17 protein-coding genes and 1 pseudogene are annotated in these 19,782 nt (G+C 72.2%); 13 read left to right on the top strand and 5 right to left on the bottom strand.

The genetic code is table 11. The features are described 5' to 3' along the window. Positions 1-14 precede the first annotated feature (14 nt). From ACZ3KP_RS19615 to ACZ3KP_RS19605, 3 genes are read left to right on the top strand one after another with little or no spacing between them, the layout of a single operon-like run. The gene (locus ACZ3KP_RS19615; RefSeq protein WP_467501034.1) at positions 15-1,466 is read left to right on the top strand and encodes a tetratricopeptide repeat protein; all 1,452 of its coding nucleotides are present in this window, start codon (positions 15-17) and stop codon (positions 1,464-1,466) included. Beyond that, a complete protein-coding gene (locus tag ACZ3KP_RS19610; RefSeq protein WP_467501033.1) occupies positions 1,463-3,187 on the top strand; it encodes a nickel transporter in 1,725 nt (574 codons plus the stop codon). Before ACZ3KP_RS19615 ends, ACZ3KP_RS19610 begins: the two co-directional genes overlap by 4 nt. Positions 3,188-3,199: 12 nt before the next feature. Next, complete coding sequence (locus ACZ3KP_RS19605; RefSeq protein WP_467501032.1) at positions 3,200-4,828, top strand: serine/threonine-protein kinase; 1,629 nt, start codon at positions 3,200-3,202, stop codon at positions 4,826-4,828. Positions 4,829-4,851: 23 nt separating this feature from the next. On the opposite strand, the gene ACZ3KP_RS19600 is transcribed toward ACZ3KP_RS19605, so the two are convergent. Continuing rightward, complete coding sequence (locus ACZ3KP_RS19600) at positions 4,852-5,652, bottom strand: SGNH/GDSL hydrolase family protein (RefSeq protein WP_467501031.1); 801 nt, start codon at positions 5,650-5,652, stop codon at positions 4,852-4,854. Positions 5,653-5,959: 307 nt separating this feature from the next. Between ACZ3KP_RS19600 and ACZ3KP_RS19595 the strand changes: the two genes are divergently transcribed. From ACZ3KP_RS19595 to ACZ3KP_RS19575, 5 genes are all read left to right on the top strand, one after another. Then, a complete protein-coding gene (locus ACZ3KP_RS19595; protein ID WP_467501030.1) occupies positions 5,960-6,316 on the top strand; it encodes a hypothetical protein in 357 nt (118 codons plus the stop codon). Positions 6,317-6,655: 339 nt separating this feature from the next. Beyond that, positions 6,656-7,477 (top strand): glycosyltransferase family 2 protein, encoded by an 822-nt coding sequence (locus ACZ3KP_RS19590; RefSeq protein ID WP_467501029.1) that lies wholly within the window; start codon positions 6,656-6,658, stop codon positions 7,475-7,477. Continuing rightward, the gene (locus ACZ3KP_RS19585; RefSeq protein ID WP_467501028.1) at positions 7,474-8,466 is read left to right on the top strand and encodes a glycosyltransferase family 2 protein; all 993 of its coding nucleotides are present in this window, start codon (positions 7,474-7,476) and stop codon (positions 8,464-8,466) included. Before ACZ3KP_RS19590 ends, ACZ3KP_RS19585 begins: the two co-directional genes overlap by 4 nt. Further along, positions 8,463-9,290: a polysaccharide deacetylase family protein gene (locus ACZ3KP_RS19580; RefSeq protein WP_467501027.1), complete on the top strand. Its 828-nt coding sequence runs from the start codon at positions 8,463-8,465 to the stop codon at positions 9,288-9,290. Before ACZ3KP_RS19585 ends, ACZ3KP_RS19580 begins: the two co-directional genes overlap by 4 nt. Further along, positions 9,283-13,095, top strand: a complete 3,813-nt coding sequence (locus tag ACZ3KP_RS19575; RefSeq protein WP_467501026.1) for a lipopolysaccharide biosynthesis protein — start codon at positions 9,283-9,285, stop codon at positions 13,093-13,095. Before ACZ3KP_RS19580 ends, ACZ3KP_RS19575 begins: the two co-directional genes overlap by 8 nt. 15 nt (positions 13,096-13,110) lie before the next feature. Here ACZ3KP_RS19575 and ACZ3KP_RS19570 read toward each other — a convergent pair whose 3' ends face one another. Further along, the gene (locus tag ACZ3KP_RS19570) at positions 13,111-14,535 is read right to left on the bottom strand and encodes a GH39 family glycosyl hydrolase (RefSeq protein ID WP_467501025.1); all 1,425 of its coding nucleotides are present in this window, start codon (positions 14,533-14,535) and stop codon (positions 13,111-13,113) included. Positions 14,536-14,711: 176 nt separating this feature from the next. Here ACZ3KP_RS19570 and ACZ3KP_RS19565 point away from each other — a divergent pair, with 176 nt between their 5' ends. After that, positions 14,712-15,806: a DUF5925 domain-containing protein gene (locus ACZ3KP_RS19565; RefSeq protein ID WP_132889048.1), complete on the top strand. Its 1,095-nt coding sequence runs from the start codon at positions 14,712-14,714 to the stop codon at positions 15,804-15,806. Positions 15,807-15,821: 15 nt separating this feature from the next. After that, a complete protein-coding gene (locus tag ACZ3KP_RS19560) occupies positions 15,822-16,592 on the top strand; it encodes a DUF72 domain-containing protein (RefSeq protein ID WP_467501024.1) in 771 nt (256 codons plus the stop codon). Positions 16,593-16,688: 96 nt separating this feature from the next. Here the strand turns inward: ACZ3KP_RS19560 and ACZ3KP_RS19555 are convergent, their stop codons facing one another. Next, positions 16,689-17,057: a GntR family transcriptional regulator gene (locus ACZ3KP_RS19555; protein WP_358977417.1), complete on the bottom strand. Its 369-nt coding sequence runs from the start codon at positions 17,055-17,057 to the stop codon at positions 16,689-16,691. A 70-nt stretch (positions 17,058-17,127) separates the two neighbouring features. Here ACZ3KP_RS19555 and ACZ3KP_RS19550 point away from each other — a divergent pair, with 70 nt between their 5' ends. Together ACZ3KP_RS19550 and ACZ3KP_RS19545 are read left to right on the top strand one after the other, a co-directional pair. Continuing rightward, positions 17,128-18,057: a GNAT family N-acetyltransferase gene (locus tag ACZ3KP_RS19550; RefSeq protein WP_358977415.1), complete on the top strand. Its 930-nt coding sequence runs from the start codon at positions 17,128-17,130 to the stop codon at positions 18,055-18,057. After that, positions 18,038-18,541 carry a ribonuclease FAU-1 family protein gene (locus ACZ3KP_RS19545; protein ID WP_467501023.1) on the top strand — a complete coding sequence of 168 codons (504 nt, stop codon included), beginning with the start codon at positions 18,038-18,040 and terminating at the stop codon, positions 18,539-18,541. Before ACZ3KP_RS19550 ends, ACZ3KP_RS19545 begins: the two co-directional genes overlap by 20 nt. A 4-nt stretch (positions 18,542-18,545) precedes the next feature. Here ACZ3KP_RS19545 and ACZ3KP_RS19540 read toward each other — a convergent pair whose 3' ends face one another. Beyond that, positions 18,546-19,160 carry a class I SAM-dependent methyltransferase gene (locus ACZ3KP_RS19540; RefSeq protein WP_467501022.1) on the bottom strand — a complete coding sequence of 205 codons (615 nt, stop codon included), beginning with the start codon at positions 19,158-19,160 and terminating at the stop codon, positions 18,546-18,548. Between the two features lie 140 nt (positions 19,161-19,300). Here ACZ3KP_RS19540 and ACZ3KP_RS19535 point away from each other — a divergent pair, with 140 nt between their 5' ends. Next, entirely contained in the window at positions 19,301-19,435 is a 135-nt protein-coding gene (locus ACZ3KP_RS19535) for a hypothetical protein (protein WP_089102986.1), read from the top strand. A 29-nt stretch (positions 19,436-19,464) separates the two neighbouring features. Here the strand turns inward: ACZ3KP_RS19535 and ACZ3KP_RS19530 are convergent. After that, a pseudogene (locus ACZ3KP_RS19530) lies at positions 19,465-19,590 on the bottom strand (GNAT family N-acetyltransferase); the annotation flags it as partial. Between the last annotated feature and the right edge of the window lie 192 nt (positions 19,591-19,782).

Raw genomic sequence — 19,782 nt, 5'->3', positions numbered from 1 at the left:
GGCCGCGCCGCCCCATGCGACAGCTACTAGGAGAGGGCATGGCCCCGGGTACGAACGACAAGCAGCCCGCCGACGCGAAGGACACGCCGGACGGCAACGCCGACGAGCGTGTCACCGCCCTGCGCCGGTTCGCCGCCGCGGGGCGGAACTGGCGGCGGGCCCGGCTCGCGGGTTCCGCCGTGCTGCTGGCCGTGGCGCTGACCGGCGGCGCCATCGCCTTCGGAGCGTCCCGGGACAGCGGTGCGACGCCGGTCGCCGCGTCGAGTGCCGTGTCACCGGCGCTGCTCGCGAGCGGCAGCCTCGACGCGAGCATCGCCTCTCTCCAGGCCCACCTGCGCACCCAGCCGAAGGACTCCGACAGCTGGGCCACCCTCGGCCTCGCCTACGTCGAGCAGGCCCGTACCAAGGGCGACCCGTCCCGCTATCCGCAGGCCGACAAAGCCCTCAGGCGCGCCCTGGAGATCACCCCGGGCAACGACCAGGCGCTGGCCGGGCAGGCCGCGCTCGCCGCCGCCCGGCACCAGTTCGCCGACGCGCTCGCCTACGCGGACCGGGCGCTGAAGCAGAACCCGTACAACGCGGGCGCCCTGGCCTCCCGGATCGACGCCCTGGTCGAACTCGGCCGGTACGCCGACGCGGCCGAGGCGGCCGACCTCGCCGACCAGCGCAAGCCGGGCGTACCGGTGTTCACCCGGTACGCGTACGTGCGCGAGCTGCGGGGTGACGTGAAGACCGCCCGCCGGGTCCTGCAGCAGGCGCTGTCCACGGCCACCTCGAAGGGCGACATCGCGTACGTGGCCGCGCAGCTCGGCCTGCTCGCCTGGAACCAGGGCGACTACAAGAGTGCGCTCGACTACTACGCCCGCGCCCTGACCGCCGACGAGAACTACCTCCCCGCGCTGGAGGGCCGGGCCCGCGCCCAGGCGGCGAGCGGCGACCGCGCCGACGCCATCAAGGGCATGGAGCTGGTCGTCTCCCGCTATCCGCTGCCCCAGCCCCTGGTGGAACTCGGTGAGCTGTACGAGGACCGGGGCGCCAAGGGCGACAAGGAGAAGGCCGAGAACCAGTACTCCCTCGTCGAGGCCTGGATCGCGCTGGCCCGCGCCAACGGCGTCAACGCCGACCTGGACACCGCGCTCGCCGCCGCCGACCACGGCGACAAGGCCGAGGCGCTGAAGGCCGCCCGTGCCGAGTGGGCCCGCCGCCACACCGTCCACACGGCGGACGCGCTGGCCTGGGCCCTGCACGTCAACGGCCACGACGAGGAAGCGCTGCCGTACGCCCGCCAGGCCACCGCCACCGGCTACCGCAACGCCTCCTTCAGCTACCACCTGGGCATGATCGAGCTGGCCGACGGCGAGCGGGCGGCCGGCCGCGCGGCCCTCACCAAGGCCCTCGAACTCAACCCGGGTTTCTCCCCGCTCGGCGCCCGCGCCGCCCGTAAGGCGCTGGAGGCCTCGAAGTGAACCTCCGCCGCCGCGCCGCGGCCCTCCTCGTCGTCGTCTGCGGCCTCACCCTCCTCCCGGCCACGGCCGCGAGCGCGCACCCGCTCGGCAACTTCACCGTCAACAAGTACGACGGTCTGGTCGCCGCCCCCGGACAGCTCCGGGTCGACCACTTCGAGGACCTCGCCGAGATCCCGGCGACCCAGGCCAAACCGGACCTGAAGCGGCTGGGCACGGCCGCGTGGGCGCGGCAGCGCTGTACGACGGCGGCGGACGGCAGCAGGCTCACCGTCGACGGCACGTCCACGCCCCTGACCGTCACCACCAGTCACGCCCGGCTCCGGCCCGGCCAGGCGGGACTGAACACCCTGCGGGTGTCCTGCCGGTTCACCGCGCCGCTCCCGAAGGGCGCCGACGTCACGCTCGGCTTCCACAGCGCGGGCACCGACTCCGGCCCCGGCTGGCGGGAGATCACGGCCCGCGGTGACCGGATGACGCTGACGAGGACGGACGTGCCGAGGACCTCGCTCTCGCACGAACTCACCAGCTATCCCAAGGACCTGCTCTCCTCCCCCGCCGACATCACGACCGCCGCGGTCCGGGTCCGGCCGGGCGGCCCGGCGCTCGCCGCGGAACGGCAGGACGCCCCGGGCTCGGAGATCCTCCCCCGGGGCATCGACCGCTGGACCCAGGCCCTGACCGACCTGGTCGCACGCAACCACCTCACCTTCGGCTTCGCCACGCTCGCGCTGTTCATCGCGATCGCCCTCGGCGCGATGCACGCCCTCGCGCCGGGCCACGGCAAGACCCTGATGGCGGCGACGGCGGCGGCCCGCGGCGGCCGCGCCCGGCTCCGCGACGTCCTCCCGCTGGCCGCGTCGGTCACGGTCACCCACACCCTCGGCGTGGTCGCCCTGGGCGTGCTGGTCACGGCGGGTTCGGCGGCCACCCCGTCGGTGATCGCCTGGCTGGGCATCGCCAGCGGCCTCATGGTCCTGGCGGCAGGCCTGAACCTGACGCGTAGGGCCTGGCGCACCAGGGTCCACCAGCACGCCCGGCACCACGAGCACGCTCGCGCCCGCGAGTTGGCACTGGCCGCAACGGCGCACACCCACGCCGACGGACACCCCCACCCCGCCGGCCACCCCCAGGACGACGAGCACCAACACAGCCACGGGCACGACCACGGTCACGAGCACGACCACGACCACGACCACGACCACGGTCACGGTCGCGAGCACGACCACGGTCACGAGCACGACCACGACCACGACCACGACCACGGTCACGGTCGCGAGCACGACCACGGTCACGGTCACGACCACGACCACGGGCACACCCACGGCCACACCCACACGCACACCCACGGCGGCCACACCCACACCCACGAGACGGCCCCCACGCTGCGCGGCACCCTCCTCCTCGGCTTCGCCGGCGGACTGGTCCCCAGCCCGTCCGCCGTCGTCGTCCTCGTCGGTGCCGCCGCCCTCGGACAGGCCTGGTTCGGTCTGCTCCTCGTCGTCGCCTACGGCATCGGCCTCGCGCTGACTCTGACCGCCGCCGGGTTCGCCGTCGTCAAGCTGGGTACGGGAATGACTCGGGTGCTGGACGGACGCCCTCGCCTGACCACCCACCCCCTGGCCACCCTTATCCGCAGGACGACCCCGCTCGCCTCGGCGCTCGTGGTCGTGGCCCTGGGTGTCGGACTGGTCCTCAAGGGCGCCGCCTCCGCCCTGCTCTGAGTTACGTTTGTGATGAGTTCGCGCGAGCTGCCGTGGGGGGCACCCGTGACCGATGAGCCCGGCCGAGAGCGAGTGATCGCCGGCCGCTACCGACTGCTGTCGCCGCTGGGCGAGGGCGGTATGGGCACCGTGTGGCGGGCCCGTGACGAGGTGCTGGGCCGTGAGGTCGCCGTCAAGGAGGTGCGCGCGCCGGCCGGGCTGCCCGGCCCCGACGTGGAGCGGATGTACGCCCGGCTGGAGCGCGAGGCCTGGGCCGCCGCCCGGATCGCCAACCGCAACGTGGTCACGGTGTACGACGTCGCGATGGAGGGCGGACGGCCCTGGGTCGTCATGGAGTTGGTCCGAGGGGTGTCGCTGGCCGACGCGCTGGAGGCGGAGGGCCCGATGTCCCCGCAGCGGGCCGCGGGCATCGGCGCCGAGGTGCTGTCCGCGCTGCGGTCCGCGCACGCCGCCGGGGTGCTGCACCGGGACGTGAAGCCGGCCAACGTGCTGCTGTCGAACGACGGCCGGGTGGTGCTCACCGACTTCGGCATCGCGACCGTCGAGGGCAGCTCGGCGCTGACCATGACCGGTGAGGTCATCGGCTCGCCCGAGTACCTCGCCCCGGAGCGGGCGCTCGGACGCGCGTTCGGCCCCGAGTCCGACCTGTGGTCGCTCGGAGTGCTGCTGTACGCGGCGGTCGAGGGAGCCTCGCCGTTCCGGCAGGACACCCCGCTGAGCACCCTGCGTGCCGTGGTGGACGAGGAGTTGCCGCCGCCGTACCGGGCGGGGCCGCTCGGCCCGGTCGTCGAGGGCCTGCTCCGCAAGGACCCGGCCGCCCGGCTCCCCGCCGAACAGGCCGAGCGGGACCTGCGGCTGATCGCGGCCGGCGGCACCCCGGGCACCGCGGTGACCGTTCCGGTCCCGGCGCCGTACGAAGCCCCGACCCAGGTCGCCCACCAGCCCTACCGGAGCTCCCCCACGCCTCCGTTGCCCACCCCGACGGGCCCCCGGCCGCCGGAGGAGGACAACCGCGGCGGCAACCGCAACGCCGGTACCGTCCTGCTCGTCGGCCTGGTCCTGGTCGCCCTCGCACTGGGCGGGCTGGTGTACGCCCTGCTCCACCACGACAACGGGGGCGGGAACGGCGGCGACGCCGGGGCGGGTCAGTCGGCCGGCAGTCTCAGTTCGCCCGCACCGAGCCGGAGCAGCGTCACGAAGTCCGCGTCGCCGTCGGCGTCGGCGTCCGCGAGCAGCAGTGCGGCCGCGCAGAGCGTGCAGGTGAGCGTGGCGGGGTCCGGTACCGACTACTCGGGGAGCTGCCCGCCGTCGACGGCGCAGGCGCCCTCGTTCACGGCGACGTTCACGGTCGGCAGGGTGCCCGCGCAGGTCGAGTACCGGTGGGTGCTGAAGAAGGGGTCGCTCGACGACCAGGGGTGGAAGACGCTGTCCTTCCCGGACGGCGGCGGGAAGACCCGGCAGACCAAGGTGACCGTCACGACCTGGTCCGACAGCGGGACCCTGAACGACGCGATCGCGGTCGAGGTGCGCAGCCCGGTGCGGACCACGTCCGACGCGGTGCCGTTCTCGGTCACGTGCACCTCGACGACGGAGACCCCGAGCGCCGGGGCCTCCGATTCGCCGTCACCTTCCAGCTCGTGACCGGGGGCTGAGGGACCGCCGGCTCACGCGTTGCTGGTCAGGACCGGCAGATAGCCGCCGGAGTGGCCGCCCGCGGTGGGGTGGTACGACTCGGTGATGTCCAGCAGGTTGAGGCTGTGCAGCCACGAGCTGCCGGAGCAGATCTCGTGGGCGGAGAACGCGCCGCGCACGTCGCCGAAGGTGAAACCGTGGTCGGCGGCGCGCTTGGCGATGGCGGTGTCGATGTAGTCGGCGGCGTTGTTGATGGCGGAGCGCTTGGTCGCGGAGAGGCCGAGGCAGGCGGTGCCCAGCTGGTAGAAGCGCGGGTAGCCGAGGACGACGACCCTGGCGTTGGGCGCCTTGGCACGGATCGCGTCGTACACGGCGTCGAGCTTGCCGGGGAGGGTGGAGTCGACGTACGCCTCGGCGGTGCTGATCCGGGACAGGCAGGTGCTGTCCGAGTTGAGCACACAGGTCGTCATGACGTCGGCGAAGCCCGCGTCGTTGCCGCCGATGGTGAGGGAGACCAGGGCGGTCGAGGAGCTGAGCGTGCCGAGCTGGCCGGAGAGCACGTCGTCGGTGGTGGCGCCGGAGCAGGCGAGGAACGAGAACGAGGACGGGCTGTGGGCGGCGTTCCACAGGTACGGATAGGCGTTGGTGCTGCGGTCGCAGCTGCCGCTCGAACCGATGTAGCTGCCGGCGCCGACGCCGGAGGAGTACGAGTCGCCGAGCGCCACGTAGCCCCCGGTCGCGGCCTGCGCCTGCGTCGCGGCCGCCCCGGTGAGGGTGAGGCCGGTGGCGAGGAGGAGTGAAGTCACGTATGCCGTAAATCGGGAACGTCTCATGGAACCTCCCTTTAGCAGGATCTCTGCCACAACTTTCGTACCAACCGCGCGTGTTGACGGGAAGTGTCCATGCCAAATCTTTTTCTGTCGCAACCAGCCGCTTCCGTGGCGATCCCGGATCACCTGTGACATCAAGGAACGGTCATGTCCAAAGACCCGCTTGACGCCCCCCGTTCGACTGCGCGACATTGAAGCCCGGCATCCGGCGCCTTGGGGGGCAAAGTCGGCCATGCAGACCATACGGCTCAAGTCATCGTCAACAGCGGACGAACGGGCACGACCAGGACCGGGGAGGGACCTGGGACCCGTGCTCGCGGGAGCGGCGACGGCCGTCGGAGCGAGCGGCGCGCTGCTCGCTCTGACCGACTCCGGCTCACCGCTGCGGGCACCGCTCGCCCTGCTGTTCCTGCTCGCCGCGCCGGCCACGGCGATCACCCTGGGGCTGCGTGGCCTCGACCCGTTCACCCGGGTCCTCACCGCGCTCGCGGGTGCCGTCGCCCTGGACATGCTGGTCGCCCAGGGCATGCTCGCCACCCACCGCTGGTCGTGGCGCGGCGGGATCGTCGCCGTCGCCGTGATCAGCCTTCTCCTGCTGCTGCTGGTACGAATGCGACCGGTGGAGCGAATTCACGAACGGGCGAGGAAAATCCGTTCGAGTAAATGAACAGGGTCGGCCAAAGTTGCGTAACGGCCAAACCAACAAAAACGTGAGGCCTGCTTCCAGGTCTTGCCATACCGGTCCAATCATCAATACCGTCGTACATCTCACCCGGGGGGGTGCCGTGCTCGGTGAACGCAGACGCAACAGCTGTGACACCTGCCGTTTCCGAGTCGTGCCGCGCGACCGGCTGCCGTTTTCCGGCAGACCGGCCAGCTTTGCCAGCTCATCCGCCGATACGGAGATCCTTTTTCCGCGCCGCGGCTGAGAACCCCCCTTTCGAACCGGGCACATAAGCGGGCCGCCCAGGGGCGGGCGGTCCACCGGACGAGAGGGACAGGACTCGTGAGTTCCGTTCTGCGCCAGCCGGCGTCGGGCCAGGATCCGTCGATGGCTGCCGAATACCGACCGATCTCCACTCATCTGGCGATCACACCGCCGGTGAGCGTGGTGATCCCCGCCATGAACGAGGCGGAGAATCTCCCCTACGTCTTCAAGACACTTCCCGGCTGGATACACGAAGTGGTCCTCGTGGACGGCAATTCGACCGACGACACCGTCGACGTGGCACGGGAGTTGTGGCCGGGGGTGAAAGTCGTCGAGCAGCGGGGCAAGGGCAAGGGGGATGCCCTGATCACCGGATTCGAGGCGTGCACCGGCGACATCGTCGTCATGGTGGACGCGGACGGCTCGGCCGACGGCCACGAAATCGTGTCGTACGTGTCCGCCCTGGTCTCGGGCGCCGACTTCGCCAAGGGCTCGCGCTTCGCCAACGGCGGTGGCACCGACGACATGACCTTCATCCGCAAGCTCGGCAACTGGGCGTTGTGCACTGTCGTCAACCGCAAGTTCGGCGCCCGCTACACCGACCTGTGCTACGGGTACAACGCGTTCTGGCGGCACTGCCTCGACAAGATCGACCTCGACTGCACCGGTTTCGAGATCGAGACCCTGATCAACATCCGGGTCGTCAAGGCGGGCCTGAAGGTGCAGGAGATCCCGAGCTACGAGTACCTCCGCATCCACGGCACCAGCAACCTGCGCGCCGTACGCGACGGCCTGCGGGTGCTCAAGGTGATCCTCAAGGAGCGCTCCAACCGGCGTGACCTGCGCCGGCAGGTGCGGCACTCGCCGATGCTCAGCACGGGCCGGGGAGAGTCGTCTTGAGAGATCCCGGCATCTCCGTCGTGATCTGCGTGTACACCGAGGACCGCTGGGAGGACATCCTCGCGGCGGTCGCCTCGGTGCGCGCCCAGTCGTACCCGGCGCTGGAGACCCTGCTGGTCGTCGACCACAACCCGGCACTCCTGGAACGGCTCACGAAGGAGTACAAGGAGGCCGCGGAGGTGCGGGTGCTCGCCAACGCGGGCCCCCGCGGACTGTCCGCGGGCCGCAACACCGGCATCGCCGCCTCGTACGGCGAGGTGCTCGCCTTCCTCGACGACGACGCCGTGGCCGAGCGGGACTGGCTGCGCCGCTTCGCCGAGGCGTACACCGACCCGCGCGTGATGGCGGTCGGCGGCCGGACCGTGCCGGTCTGGGCCTCGGGCCGCCGCCCCGACTGGTTCCCGCAGGAGTTCGACTGGGTGGTCGGCTGCACCTACCGGGGGCTGCCCGCCGGACGGGTCCGGGTCCGCAACGTCCTCGGGGGAAACGCTTCTTTCCGGCGTACGGCCTTCGACGCGGCGGGCGGCTTCGCCACCGGCATCGGCCGCGACGGCGACAAGCGCCCGCTGGGCTGCGAGGAGACCGAGCTGTGCATCCGGCTCACCCGGGCCCGCCCGGACGCCGTGCTGCTCATCGACGATCGCGCGGTGATCCACCACCGGGTACCGGAGGTGCGCGAGCACTTCGGCTACTTCCGCACCCGCGCCTACGCCGAGGGCCTCTCCAAGGCCCTGGTCGCCCGGAGCGTGGGCGCCGGCAAGGGCCTGGAGTCCGAACGCCGGTACGCCACGCGCGTGCTGCCCGCCGGGATCGCTCGTGGCCTGCGGGACGCGCTGCTGGCCCGGCCGGGCGGCGCGGGCCGCGCGGGCGCGATCGTCGCCGGGGTGCTGACGGCGGCCACCGGCTACGTGGTGGGCAGCGCCCGGGCCCGGCGAGGCGGCGCGGCCTTCACCGTCGCCGGGATCCGGCGTGAGGAGGACCGGCGATGACCTCGGCAGCGGCAGGGGCGGCCGCCGCCGAGGCGCCGGTGCCGATCCTCATGTACCACTCGGTCGCGACCGCGCCGAACGACGCCACCCGCGCCCTGTCGGTGGCGCCGGAGGCGTTCGCCGAACAGCTGGCGCTCATCGGCGAACTGGACCTGACCCCCGTCAGCACCGCCGAGCTGGCCGCGGGCTGGCGCTCCGGCGGCCCGCTGCCCGAGCGGCCCGTCCTGATCACCTTCGACGACGGCTACGAGGGCGTGCACCGGCACGCCCTGCCCGTTCTCGCCGAGCACGGCTACCCGGCCACCCTGTTCGTCTCGACGGGCTGGATCAGGGGCGCCCACGACACCGGAGGCGGCCTGGACACCATGCTCGACTGGCACCAGGTACGCGAACTGGCGGACGCCGGCTGCGAGATCGGCGGGCACAGCCACACCCACCCGGAGCTCGACCAGCTCGACGACGACCGGCTCCGCGAGGAGCTGGTCCGCTGCAAGGAGATCGTCACCGACGAGACGGGCACCGAACCGACCTCGTTCGCCTACCCGTACGGCTACTCCAGCCGCCGGGTGCGGACAGCCGTGCGGGCGGCCGGGTTCACCCAGGCGCTCGCCGTCGAGAACGGTCTCGCCCGCCGCCGCCAGGGCCCGTACGCCCTGCACCGCGTCACCGTCCGCCGCAGCACGGACGCCGAGGAGTTCACCCGGCTGCTGGAAGGCCGGGCGATCACCCGCACCTTCGCCAGGGACCGTGCCCTCACCAAGGGGTACGCCGTTCTCCGCAGAGCCCGACAGGTCCGCCGGAAGGCCAGCCGTTCCCGTGTCTGACACGACCACCACAACCGAGGCCGCGACCGCCGAGACGCCGGCGCCCGAGCAGTCGGGGCGCCGTCTTCGCCTGCCCGGACGCAGCGGTCCGCCCGGCGGCAGCCCCCTGTTCCGCAACGCCTACGCCCTGATGCTGAACACCGGCATCTCCGCCGTGCTCGGTCTCGGCTTCTGGCTGGCGGCGGCCCGCTACTACTCGGAGTCGGCGGTCGGCCAGGGCTCCGCCGCGATCGCCGCCATGAAGCTCCTCGCGGGCCTGACCGCGGTCACCCTGACCGGTGCGCTGGCCCGCTTCATCCCGGTCGCCGGACGCCGGACCGGTGCGTTCATCTTCCGCACCTACGCGGGCAGTTCGCTGGTCGTGGCGCTGGCGGCCGGCGTCTTCCTGACGACCCTCGGGGTGTGGGGTCCCTCGTACCGCTTCCTGCACGGGCCGCTGCCCGGGGCCGGGTTCGTGCTGGCCGTCGTCGCCTGGAACCTGCTCACCCTCCAGGACGGGGTGCTGACCGGGCTGCGCAACGCGCCCTGGGTACCGGTCGGCAACACCGTGTTCTCGGCGGTCAAGCTGGCGCTGCTGGTGGCCTTCGCGGCGGCGATCCCGACGGCCGGTGTCTTCGTCTCCTGGGTCGCCGCGATCGCCACCTCGTTCGTGCCGCTGGGCTGGCTGGTGTTCCGGCGGCTGGTGCCCCGGCACGTCAAGGCCACCGAGGACCACGCGAAACCGCCCACGCTGAGGGAGACCGGCAGGTTCCTGGCCGGCGACTACACCGGCTCGCTGTTCTCTCTCGCCGTGGTCTACCTGGTCCCGGTGATCATCGCCTCGCAGGTCAGCTCCGAGGACAACGCGTACTTCTACATCACCACCACCATCGGCGGCACCGTCAACCTGCTCGCCATCAACATGGGCGCCTCGCTCACCGTCGAGGGCTCGCACGACCCGGCGCGGCTGGCCGCCAACGCCCGGGCCGCCCTCAGACGGATGGCCCGGATCATGATCCCGCTGTGCGCGCTGCTGTTCTTCGGGGCGCCCTGGATCCTCGGTGTGTTCGGGCCCGGTTACGCGGACGCGGCGACGCCGCTGCTGCGCTGGTTCGCGGTCGGCGCGCTGCTGCGGGTCGTGATGGAGACCTACTTCGCCGTGCTGCGCGCCCAGAGCCGGACCGCGGGACTGGCCTGGCTGCAGGGCCTGTTGTGCGTCCTGGTGCTCGGTCTGACCCTGCTGCTCCTGCCCCGGATGGGGCTGACCGGCGCGGGCGTGGCCGAGATCTCCAGCCTGGCGGTGATCGTGACCGTCGCGGCGCCCCGGCTGTGGCGGACGCTACGGGCGGCCCCGGCCGAGATCCCCGAGGGCACCGCACCGGACGGCGACCTCGCCGACCTGGGCACGCGCGAAGCCCCGTCCGCGTCGGCCGTGCCGCGCAGGCGACGTCCGGCGTGGGCGCTGGACAGCGACACCCTCGCCCTCGGCGTCCACGTCGACTTCGACCATGTGGAGCGCCGGCCCGACGTGCGGCCGGGACCGGGAACCCCGCCCACGGGTACGCCCGTCGTACGGCCGGACGACCGTCCGACGTGGGCGCTGCGGCAGCCCCGGAACCCGGCGCTGCCGGTGGAGGGACACGAGCCGGAGTCGGAGGCCTCGCTCGGGCCGGCCGAGGTCTCGCTGCTGAAGGAGGCCGAGGTCGTCGACGGGCCCTTCGAGGACGGGGTCGTGCCGGACACCGCGGCGGGGGCCGCGGCGGTGCCGGCCGAGGCGCCGGAGGAACCCGCCCGGTCGCTGCGGGAGCGGCTGACGCCCACCCGGCCGGGCGTCGTCCTCGGCTGTCTGCTGGTCGCCGCGCTGCTCCTGTACTGGGTGCCGGTGGCCCGGCTCGACGACGCCGGCCTGGACCGGACGGGCGGGCTCGGGCTGGTCTCGGTGCTGCCGCCGCCGACGCTCATCGGGGCGGCGCTGCTGGTCGCGGTGTTCGCCGCGCTGCTGTGGCGGCGCCGGGAGCACAAGGCGCTGCTGCTCGTCACGTTGCTGGCGACGGTCGTGTCGCTGCACGCGCTGCCCGCCGTGATCGAGACGGAGCCGCGTTTCCCGACCGCCTGGCAGCACCTCGGGTTCATCGACTACATCGACCGCACCGGCTCGGCCGTGCCCGACCTGGACGCCCGCTGGAGCTGGCCGGGCTTCTTCGCGGCGGCCGCGTTCATCGGCAGGGCCTGCGGGGTCAGGGACTTCACCGAGGTCATCCGCTGGTGGCCGACCTTCATCGAACTCGCCTACCTGGCACCGATGTTCCTGCTCGTACGGTCGCTGCGGGCGAGCTGGCGGGCGAAGTGGACCGGCATCTGGTTCTTCGTGCTGTGCGGCTGGGTCGGCCAGGACTACTTCTCCCCGCAGGGCTTCACGTATCTGCTGTACCTGGTGTTCGTGGCGATCCTGCTCGTCTGGTTCCGCGCCCCGCACGTCGTGTGGACGAGGTTCCGGCCCGGCGAGGCGGAGGCCGAGCCCGCCGACCGCCGGCAGCAGGCCGTGCTGCTCATGGTGCTGATCGGCCTGTACGCGGCGACGGTCCCGGCGCACCAGCTCACCCCGTTCGTGATGCTGGGCGTGCTGGCGGTGCTGGTGCTGGTCGGCCGGTCCGAACTGCGCGGTCTGCCGATCCTGTTCGGGGTGGTCGCGGCCGTCTGGCTGGGGTTCATGGCCGAGCCGTACTGGTCCGGTCACTTCGACGAGTTGTTCGGCGGGGTCGGCGGGATCGGCAGCAATGTGTCGACATCGGTCTCCGGCCGTATCCAGGGCGGCAGTTCGACCCACAAGCTGGTGCTGTACGTCCGGGTCCTGCTGGCCGGGAGCATGCTGACGTTCGCCGTCTGGGGCTGGTGGCGGCGCCGCTTCCACCGGTACCGCGAGCGGTCCCTGCTGGTGCTGACCTTCGTGCCGTTCCTGGGCTTCGGCATGCAGTCCTACGGCGGCGAGATGGCGCTGCGGGTCTTCATGTTCGCCGTGCCGGGCGCGGCCCTGCTCGCCGCGCTCGCCCTGTTCCCGCGCACCGGCGCCACGGCGAAGGAGCGCGAGAAGGACCGGGTCAGTCTGGCGCCGGTGGCCGCGCTGCTGGCGGGTCTGCTGCTCATGGGCGGCTTCCTGGTGGCCCGTTGGGGCAACGAGTCGTTCGAGCGGGTGCGGCCCGGCGAGGTCGCCGCCATGGACTACGTCTACGCCCACGACCGGCCGACGGTACGGCTGCTGTGGCTGAGCAACGACACGGTCGACGACGTGACCCCGGCGATCCCGTGGGGTGCCAGGGACATGGAACGGGTGGACTACGTGCCGACGCTCGCGCCCACCGACCCGGTGCTGGTGTCGAGCCTGGTCAAGGCGCTCAGGGACGCCGGTCCGAACTCGTACCTGATGGTCAACAGGGGTCAGGTCGCGTTCCTGCGGATGGACGCCGGCTACTCGGCGACCTGGGCGGGCCGGCTGATCCGGAACCTGGACCACCGGCAGGAGCTGAAGAAGGTCCTGGTCAACGACGACGTGACCATGTACGCGCTGCGTACCCGGCCGGCGGGCGCGGTGCCGGGGCCGGATCCGGGGCCGATCGGGCCGCGGATCACCTGGACGCCGTGGTCGGTGATCGGCGGCCTCGCGGCCGCCCTGCTGGTCCTGCTGCTGACGGCGCGTGAGCTGGTCCGGGTCGCGGTGCGGCCGGGGGTGCGGCAACTGCGTTTGCTCCAGGGCGGTTTCTGGTTCTCGATGCCGTTGCTCGCGGTGCTGCTGGCGTCGTTGGTACAGCGGTTCCTGACGCTCAAGTGAGGGGGTGCGCGTGGCTCACCTGGTGAGCCACGCGACCTCGTACGCCGTCAGGTCGAGCCGCTTCCCGTCCACCCGGGCGCTGACCGGGCGGTCGAGGGTGTTGACGACCAGGACGGTCCGGTCACTGGCGAGGACCCGGACGCCGGACGCCTCGTCCGTCGCGACGGACACGGTCTGGTACCTGGTTCCGGGTGGGAAGGCCCGGGAGAAGCGGGACACCAGGTCGTACATGGGCTCGGGCCGGCCGCCGTCGTCGCTGTCGGTCGTGGTCCACAGACAGCCGGCGCAGTCCCCGCCCTTCTCGTCCTCCGGGTTCCAGTAGAAGCCGGAGTCGGCGCCGCCCTCGACCAGGGCGATCATCCCGGTGGCCTGGACGGCGACCCGGTGCGCCTCGGTCCAGCCGTCGCGGGCGTCGGTGCCGTCGGCGGGTTCCACGTAGTACTCGGCCCACCACAGCGGCAGGTCGTGCGTCTGCGCGCGCACCCATGCACTGACGTACGTCAGCTTCCGGGTGGCCGCGAACTCGTCGGGCAGCAGGTCCTCGTCGTTGGTGTAGCTGGATCCGTCGACGACCACGAAGTCGGCGCCCGCCTTGTGGGCGTTCCAGTAGGCGAAGGCGTCGACGACCCGCTGGTCCAGGACGCCCCAGGGGCCCTTGAGGGTGGCGGAGGCGTTGTCGGTCTCCCGTGGGTCGAAGCTGTCCATGACGAGGTAGGGGCCGCCGACCATGATGTCCTTGTCCACGGCCTTCAGCGCCTTGTAGACGAGGTTGTAGAGCTGGGTGTAGCCCTCGTAGTCCCAGCGGTCCTTGGAGTTGTTCCAGAAGCCCTTGAACTCGTTCCAGACGATGAAGTGCCGGACGTCCGGGTAGCGTCGGGCGACGGTCGCGGCGAGGTCCGCGTAGTCCTGGTAGTGGTCGGGGGTCGGCGCGGTCTCCAGGGCGGCCTGGCTCCAGTCGGTGTTGTTCACACCGGCCCTGCCGCCCTTCATCCAGTCCGGCGAGCAGCACAGGGTGATCACCGGGGTGGCGCCGGACCTGCGCATGAAGTCGACCCGGCGGTCGAGGGCGCCGAAGTCGTAACGCCCCTTCACGGGCTCGGGGTTGTCGGCACCCCAGCCCATGAGGGCCTGGTTCTGCGGCAGCCCGGCGTCCCTGGCCAGCAGGTGCGCCACCCGGTCGGTGGCGGTCGCGCTGCCCTCGTCGGCGCTGTACTGGGTGTGGGTGAAGCCCCAGCCCACGTACGGCTCGGCCGGGTCCTCGGGGGTCGCGGGGGTGCCGTGCACCTTGTCGCCGTCCCGGGTGGTGCCCGTGGTGGCGCTCCCGCCGCCGGGAAGCGTGTGGAACAGGGTCACGATCAGGGCGAGAGCGACCGCGCCCACGCCGAGCAGAGCGGTGAGCCGCCACCGCCCAGCCCCCGAATTCCACCCATGACGTCCCATCAAGGACAACAGTAACGGCGGGAGTCGCCCCCGGGGGAAGGTATCGGCGATCGGCGGCCGTGCGGCAGGTCCACGGGAGCACTCGGGACACTCCGGAAGCTCGGGGCACTTCCGACACACGCCGCCCACTTCGGAAAACGGGTGCGCGCCGGGCCCCGGTGACGGATCATGGCGGCATGTCTGCCAAGCCGCACGAGACGCTGCCGATCCGGCTCAACGTCGACGACTCCGACTCCCCGTCCGATGTCGTCGACGCGCTGTTCCTCGGCCGCTTCGCGACCGGCGAGCAGCCGTACTCGCACGCGGCGAACATCGACCGGGTGCGCTCCGGGGCGACCCTGCTGCCGGATCAGGCGCGGGTGCTGCGGGTGGCCCGCGACGACGACCGCAGCGCGACCCTGGCGGAGGGCGACGGCTGGACGCTGCTGGTCTCCCGCTGGAACCGGGGCGCGGACGTCACCGTCACCGCGACCACCGCCGAACTGGCGGCGAAGGTGCTGAGCGAGGCCACGGACGGCGCGGCGGACGAGCCGGAACCGCAGCCGGAGAACGTGACGATGGGCTTCTGGTACGTCTCACCGCGCCGCGGTCCGCACCGCACCACCCGGCAGATCTCCGCCGGTACGTGGGAGGAGGTCCGCGCCAACTACACGGCTCCGGTGGCGGACGCGATGGACCGTCTGATGAAGACGACCCCGGAGGACATCGCCGGCCGGCTCCTGCTGCTGCACGGTCCGCCCGGCACCGGCAAGACCTCCGCGCTGCGCACCCTCGCCCGGTCCTGGCGGGACTGGTGCCAGGTGGACTGCGTCCTCGACCCCGAGCGGCTCTTCTCCGACGTCGGTTACCTGATGGACATCGCGATCGGCGAGGAGGACGGCGCCGGCAAGGGGCGCTGGCGGCTGCTCCTGCTGGAGGACTGCGACGAACTGATCCGTGGCGAGGCCAAGCACACGGCAGGTCAGGCGCTGTCGCGGCTGCTGAACCTGACCGACGGTCTGCTCGGCCAGGGCCGCAACGTCCTGGTCGGGGTCACCACCAACGAGGACCTGGAGCGGCTGCACCCCGCCGTGGTCCGTCCCGGCCGCTGCCTCGCCCGGATCGAGGTGGGACCGCTGACCCGGCCCGAGGCGGTGAACTGGCTCGGCACGGAGGAGGGCGTCGGCCGTGAGGGGGCCACCCTGGCGGAGCTGTACGCCCTGCGCAGGGGCACGGCGCCGACGTCGGTACCGGGGGCCCGGGAGGGCGCGGACGCGGGGCTGTACCTGTAGTGCTTTGATGGGGGTATGCCCCTGTTCATCGGGACCTCGGGCTGGCAGTACAAGGACTGGCGGGACGTCCTGTACCCGGCCGGCGTGCCCGTGCGTGCGTGGCTGGAGGAGTACGCGAGGCACTTCACGACGGTCGAGCTGAACAACGCGTTCTACCGCCTGCCCAGCCGGGAGAACTTCGAATCGTGGCGGGACCGGGTCCCCGGGGACTTCGTGATCGCGGTGAAGGCCAGTCGCTACCTCACCCACATCAAACGTCTGAAGGACCCCCGGGAGCCGGTCGACCGCCTGATGACCCACGCGGCGGGCCTCGGCGACCGGCTGGGTCCGGTCCTCCTCCAACTCCCGCCGACGCTCAGGGCCGACCCGCCGCTGCTGGACGCGTGCCTGTCCTGCTTCCCGCGCGGCACGCGGGTGGCGGTGGAACCCCGCCACGACTCCTGGTGGAGCCGGGAGACCCGCGAGGTCCTGGAGTCCCGGGGCGCCGCGCTGTGCTGGGCCGACATCCGGGCCCGCCCCATGAGCCCGCTGTGGCGCACCACCGACTGGGCCTACGTCCGGTTCCACCAGGGCCGGGCGACACCGTGGCCGCGCTACGGCCGCCGTTCCCTGGAGACCTGGGTCGACCGCATCGCCACGGCCTGTCCGGAGAAGGCCGACGTCTACGCGTACTTCAACAACGACCCGGGCGGAGCGGCGGTACGGGACGCGGCGCTCTTCGGGAGAGCGGCGGCACGGGCGGGCCTGACGGTGACGAGGACGCCGCAACTGACCACGAGCAGCTGACCGACGCCACAGGTCCTTTCACCCCGGCGCGACGGCGTCAGCCACGACGGGGGAATCCGGCGGTGCCGAGCCCTGCTCGGCCGAACCCGAAGTCCCCTACTCCCCGTAAGCCGCCCGCAGGGCGTCGCGCACCGCGGACAGCGCCTCCTCCTCGGCCAGCCCCAGCCGCCGGGCCCGGTCGGCGTAGGCCTGTGCGGCGGCCGACGCCTCGCGTTGCGCCGCCGACCCCGCCGCCGCGACGAACGTCCCGTTGCGCCCCCGGGTCTCGATCACCCCGTCCGTCTCCAGCGCCCGGTACGCCTTGGCCACCGTGTTCACCGCCAGCCCCAGCGACTCGGCCAGCCCACGCACCGTCGGCAGCCGGTACCCCACCGGCAGCACCCCGCCCCGCGCCTGCTCGGAAATCTGCGCCCGCACCTGCTCGTACGGCGGCGCGCTGTCATCGATGCGGATCTTCAAGGTCACGGCCCGATTCTCCCGCACCCGCCGGGAAAACAAGAGGCGCCCCGCACCCGTCCGGCATAGCGTGCGCCTCATGACAGTGATCGTGCGCGACCTGCGCCCCGACGTCCGCTCCGACGCCGAGGGCTTCGTCCGGGTCCGGCGTCTGGCCCTCCCCTTCATGCTGTTCACCCCCGAGTCCGTGGTCCACGACCTGACCCGCACGCACCCGGACGCCCGCTTCCGGCAGCTGCTCGCCGAGCAGGACGGCGAGATCATCGGCACGGCCCAGGTCGGCCTCGCCCACGAGAGCACGGAGCCCGGCCAGGGCTTCGCCAACGTCTACGTGCATCCGGAGCGCACCGGCCGGGGCGCCGGCACCCTCCTCGCCCGTACGGCGGAGGAACACCTGTCGGCGGCGGGCGCGACCACGTCGTACGCCTGGGTGCTGGACGCCCCGTCCCACTGCGCCTTCGCCGAGCGGCGCGGCTACACCCGGAGCCGCTCGGCGCACTTCCTCCGTCTCGACCTCGCGCACGGCGCGCTCCCCCCGCTGCGGACCCCGCCCCCGGGTGTCGAGCTGCGCACCGGCGCCGACTTCGCCGACGACCCGCGCCCGCTGTTCGACCTCGACGCGGAGACGATGCGGGACGAACCGAGCGACATCGGGACCGAGTTCACCGACTACGAGGCCTGGCTGGACGAGACCTGGCGGCACCCGCTGTTCAGCCGGGAGCTGACCTCGGTCGTCCTGGTGGACGGCCGCCCCGCGGCGTTCAGTGCGGCCCGCACCGACGGCGGCACCCGGTACGGCACCGTCATGACGGGTACGGCCCGGGCGTTCCGGGGCCGGGGCCTCGCCAAACTCGCCAAGAACGCCTCCCTGCACCGGGCCCGCGCGGCCGGCTGCACCGAGGCGTTCACGGGCAACGACAGCGGCAACGGGCCGATGCTGGCGATCAACAAGTGGTTCGGGTACGACATCTGCGCGACGGAGGTCAGGTATGTCAGGGAACTCGGCTGAGCCGACCGCGGTGGTGGACGTCGTGCTGGTCAAGGCGGGCCGCACGAAGATCCGTTATCCGGCGGAGCTGCTGCACGACGACGGCACCCGGATCACCGTGCGCGCCCCCTGGGCCGGTGACGTGGCCCGCGACTTCGGTTTCGTCCGCTTCGAGCAGGGCGACGTCTTCACCGAGTTCTACTGGCGGGACCGCTGGTACGCGGTGAAGGAGGTGCGCGCCGCCGACGGGGCGCTGAAGGGCTGGTACTGCGACGTGACCCGGCCGGCGACGCTCAGCGGCGGCCGGCTGGTCGTCGAGGACCTCGACCTGGACCTGTGGCGCTCCGCCGACGGCACGGACGTACGCCGCCTGGACGAGGACGAGTTCGCCGAGAGCGGGCTGACGGAGCGGGACCCGGCGGCCGCGTCGGCGGCCGCGGCCGCGCTCGACGCGCTGGAGGCCCTGGCACAGGGTCCGGACTTCACCGCCCTGCTGTCGCCGTAACCTGTCACACCGTCGCCACCACCGCGTACCGCTCGTCGCTCACCTCCTTGCCCCACAGGACCGTCGCCTCCGACAGCCGCTCCACACGTATGTCCGCGGCCAGCGGTGCGAGGAGGCCGGTGAGCCGGTCGGCGGGTATGCCGACCGGGGTCACCTTCCCCCACACGCCCTCCACCAGCACGAAGCGCCCCGCGGGGCGCAGCAGCGCACGCCAGTGCCGCAGGACGCGCGCGGGGTCGGGCAGTGCCCAGAGCACATGGCGTACGAGCACGGTGTCGAAGAGCCGCTCGCCCACCGGTGGTGCCGCGGCGTCACCCAGCAGGAACGCCGCGTCACGGCCGGCGAGCTTGGCGCGGGCCCGCGCCACCATCTCCGGGGAGCCGTCCACGCCGGTGACCCGGTGTCCCTGTTCGGCGGCGAGGAGGGAGAGGCTGCCGGTGCCGCAGCCGAGGTCGAGGACGTCGGCGGGACGCCCGGGCAGCCAGCTGCGCAGCCGCTCGGCCCAGGCCGCCCGCACCTCGGGCGCTCCCAGGCCGTGATCAGGCTCGTCGTCGAACCGGGCGGCTTCGGCATCCCAGTCGATACGCACAGCAAGGGTTCGGTCACTCTCGTTCGTCATGCCCCAAGAGTGACACCTGCCACTGACACTTGATCCGTGTGACAGCGACCACTGACAGACCGGCACCGATGAGGAACTCTCGCCAAAAGGGTCTACCTCCGTGACAACGCGGAACTCGGTAGGCGCTGAAGGAGGCAGTTATGCGCCGCACCACCGTGCAGAAGCCCCTGAAGAGGACGGACAGCCGCCGGATCCGCGAGGAGGCCGACGAGCGCCCCGCCGGACGCCCGGAGGTGCGGAAGGACATCGCACGCACCTGGTGGCCGGACGGCTGACCGCGCGTTTCCGCGCGCCCCCACTCCCCGACGACCTCGTACCCGTACGTCGGGTAGATCTCCCGGTTCTCCCCCATCATCGCGTTCGTGTAGAGCCTCACCTCGGGCAGGCCGAGCACACGCGCACGTGCGTCCACGAACTCCAGCAGCCGCCGCCGCTGGCGAGTCCGATCACCGGCTCCCCGACGACGAAGACACGGCCTTCACGGCGGGTACGTCGGCGGCCCGGGCGGGCCGGATGTCGTTGTTCGGCATGAGCTGAACGTTTACCACCTCAGCGGAGTCTGAGCACTCCCTTAAGGCGACCATAAGGATCTCCGTCACCCGCTCCCAGCAGGCGATTCCAC

It is taken from the genome of Streptomyces sp. NPDC020958 (assembly GCF_055562175.1).
The sequence above is the reverse complement of the archived record's forward strand: the minus strand, read 5'-3'. Positions and strand labels throughout refer to the sequence as shown.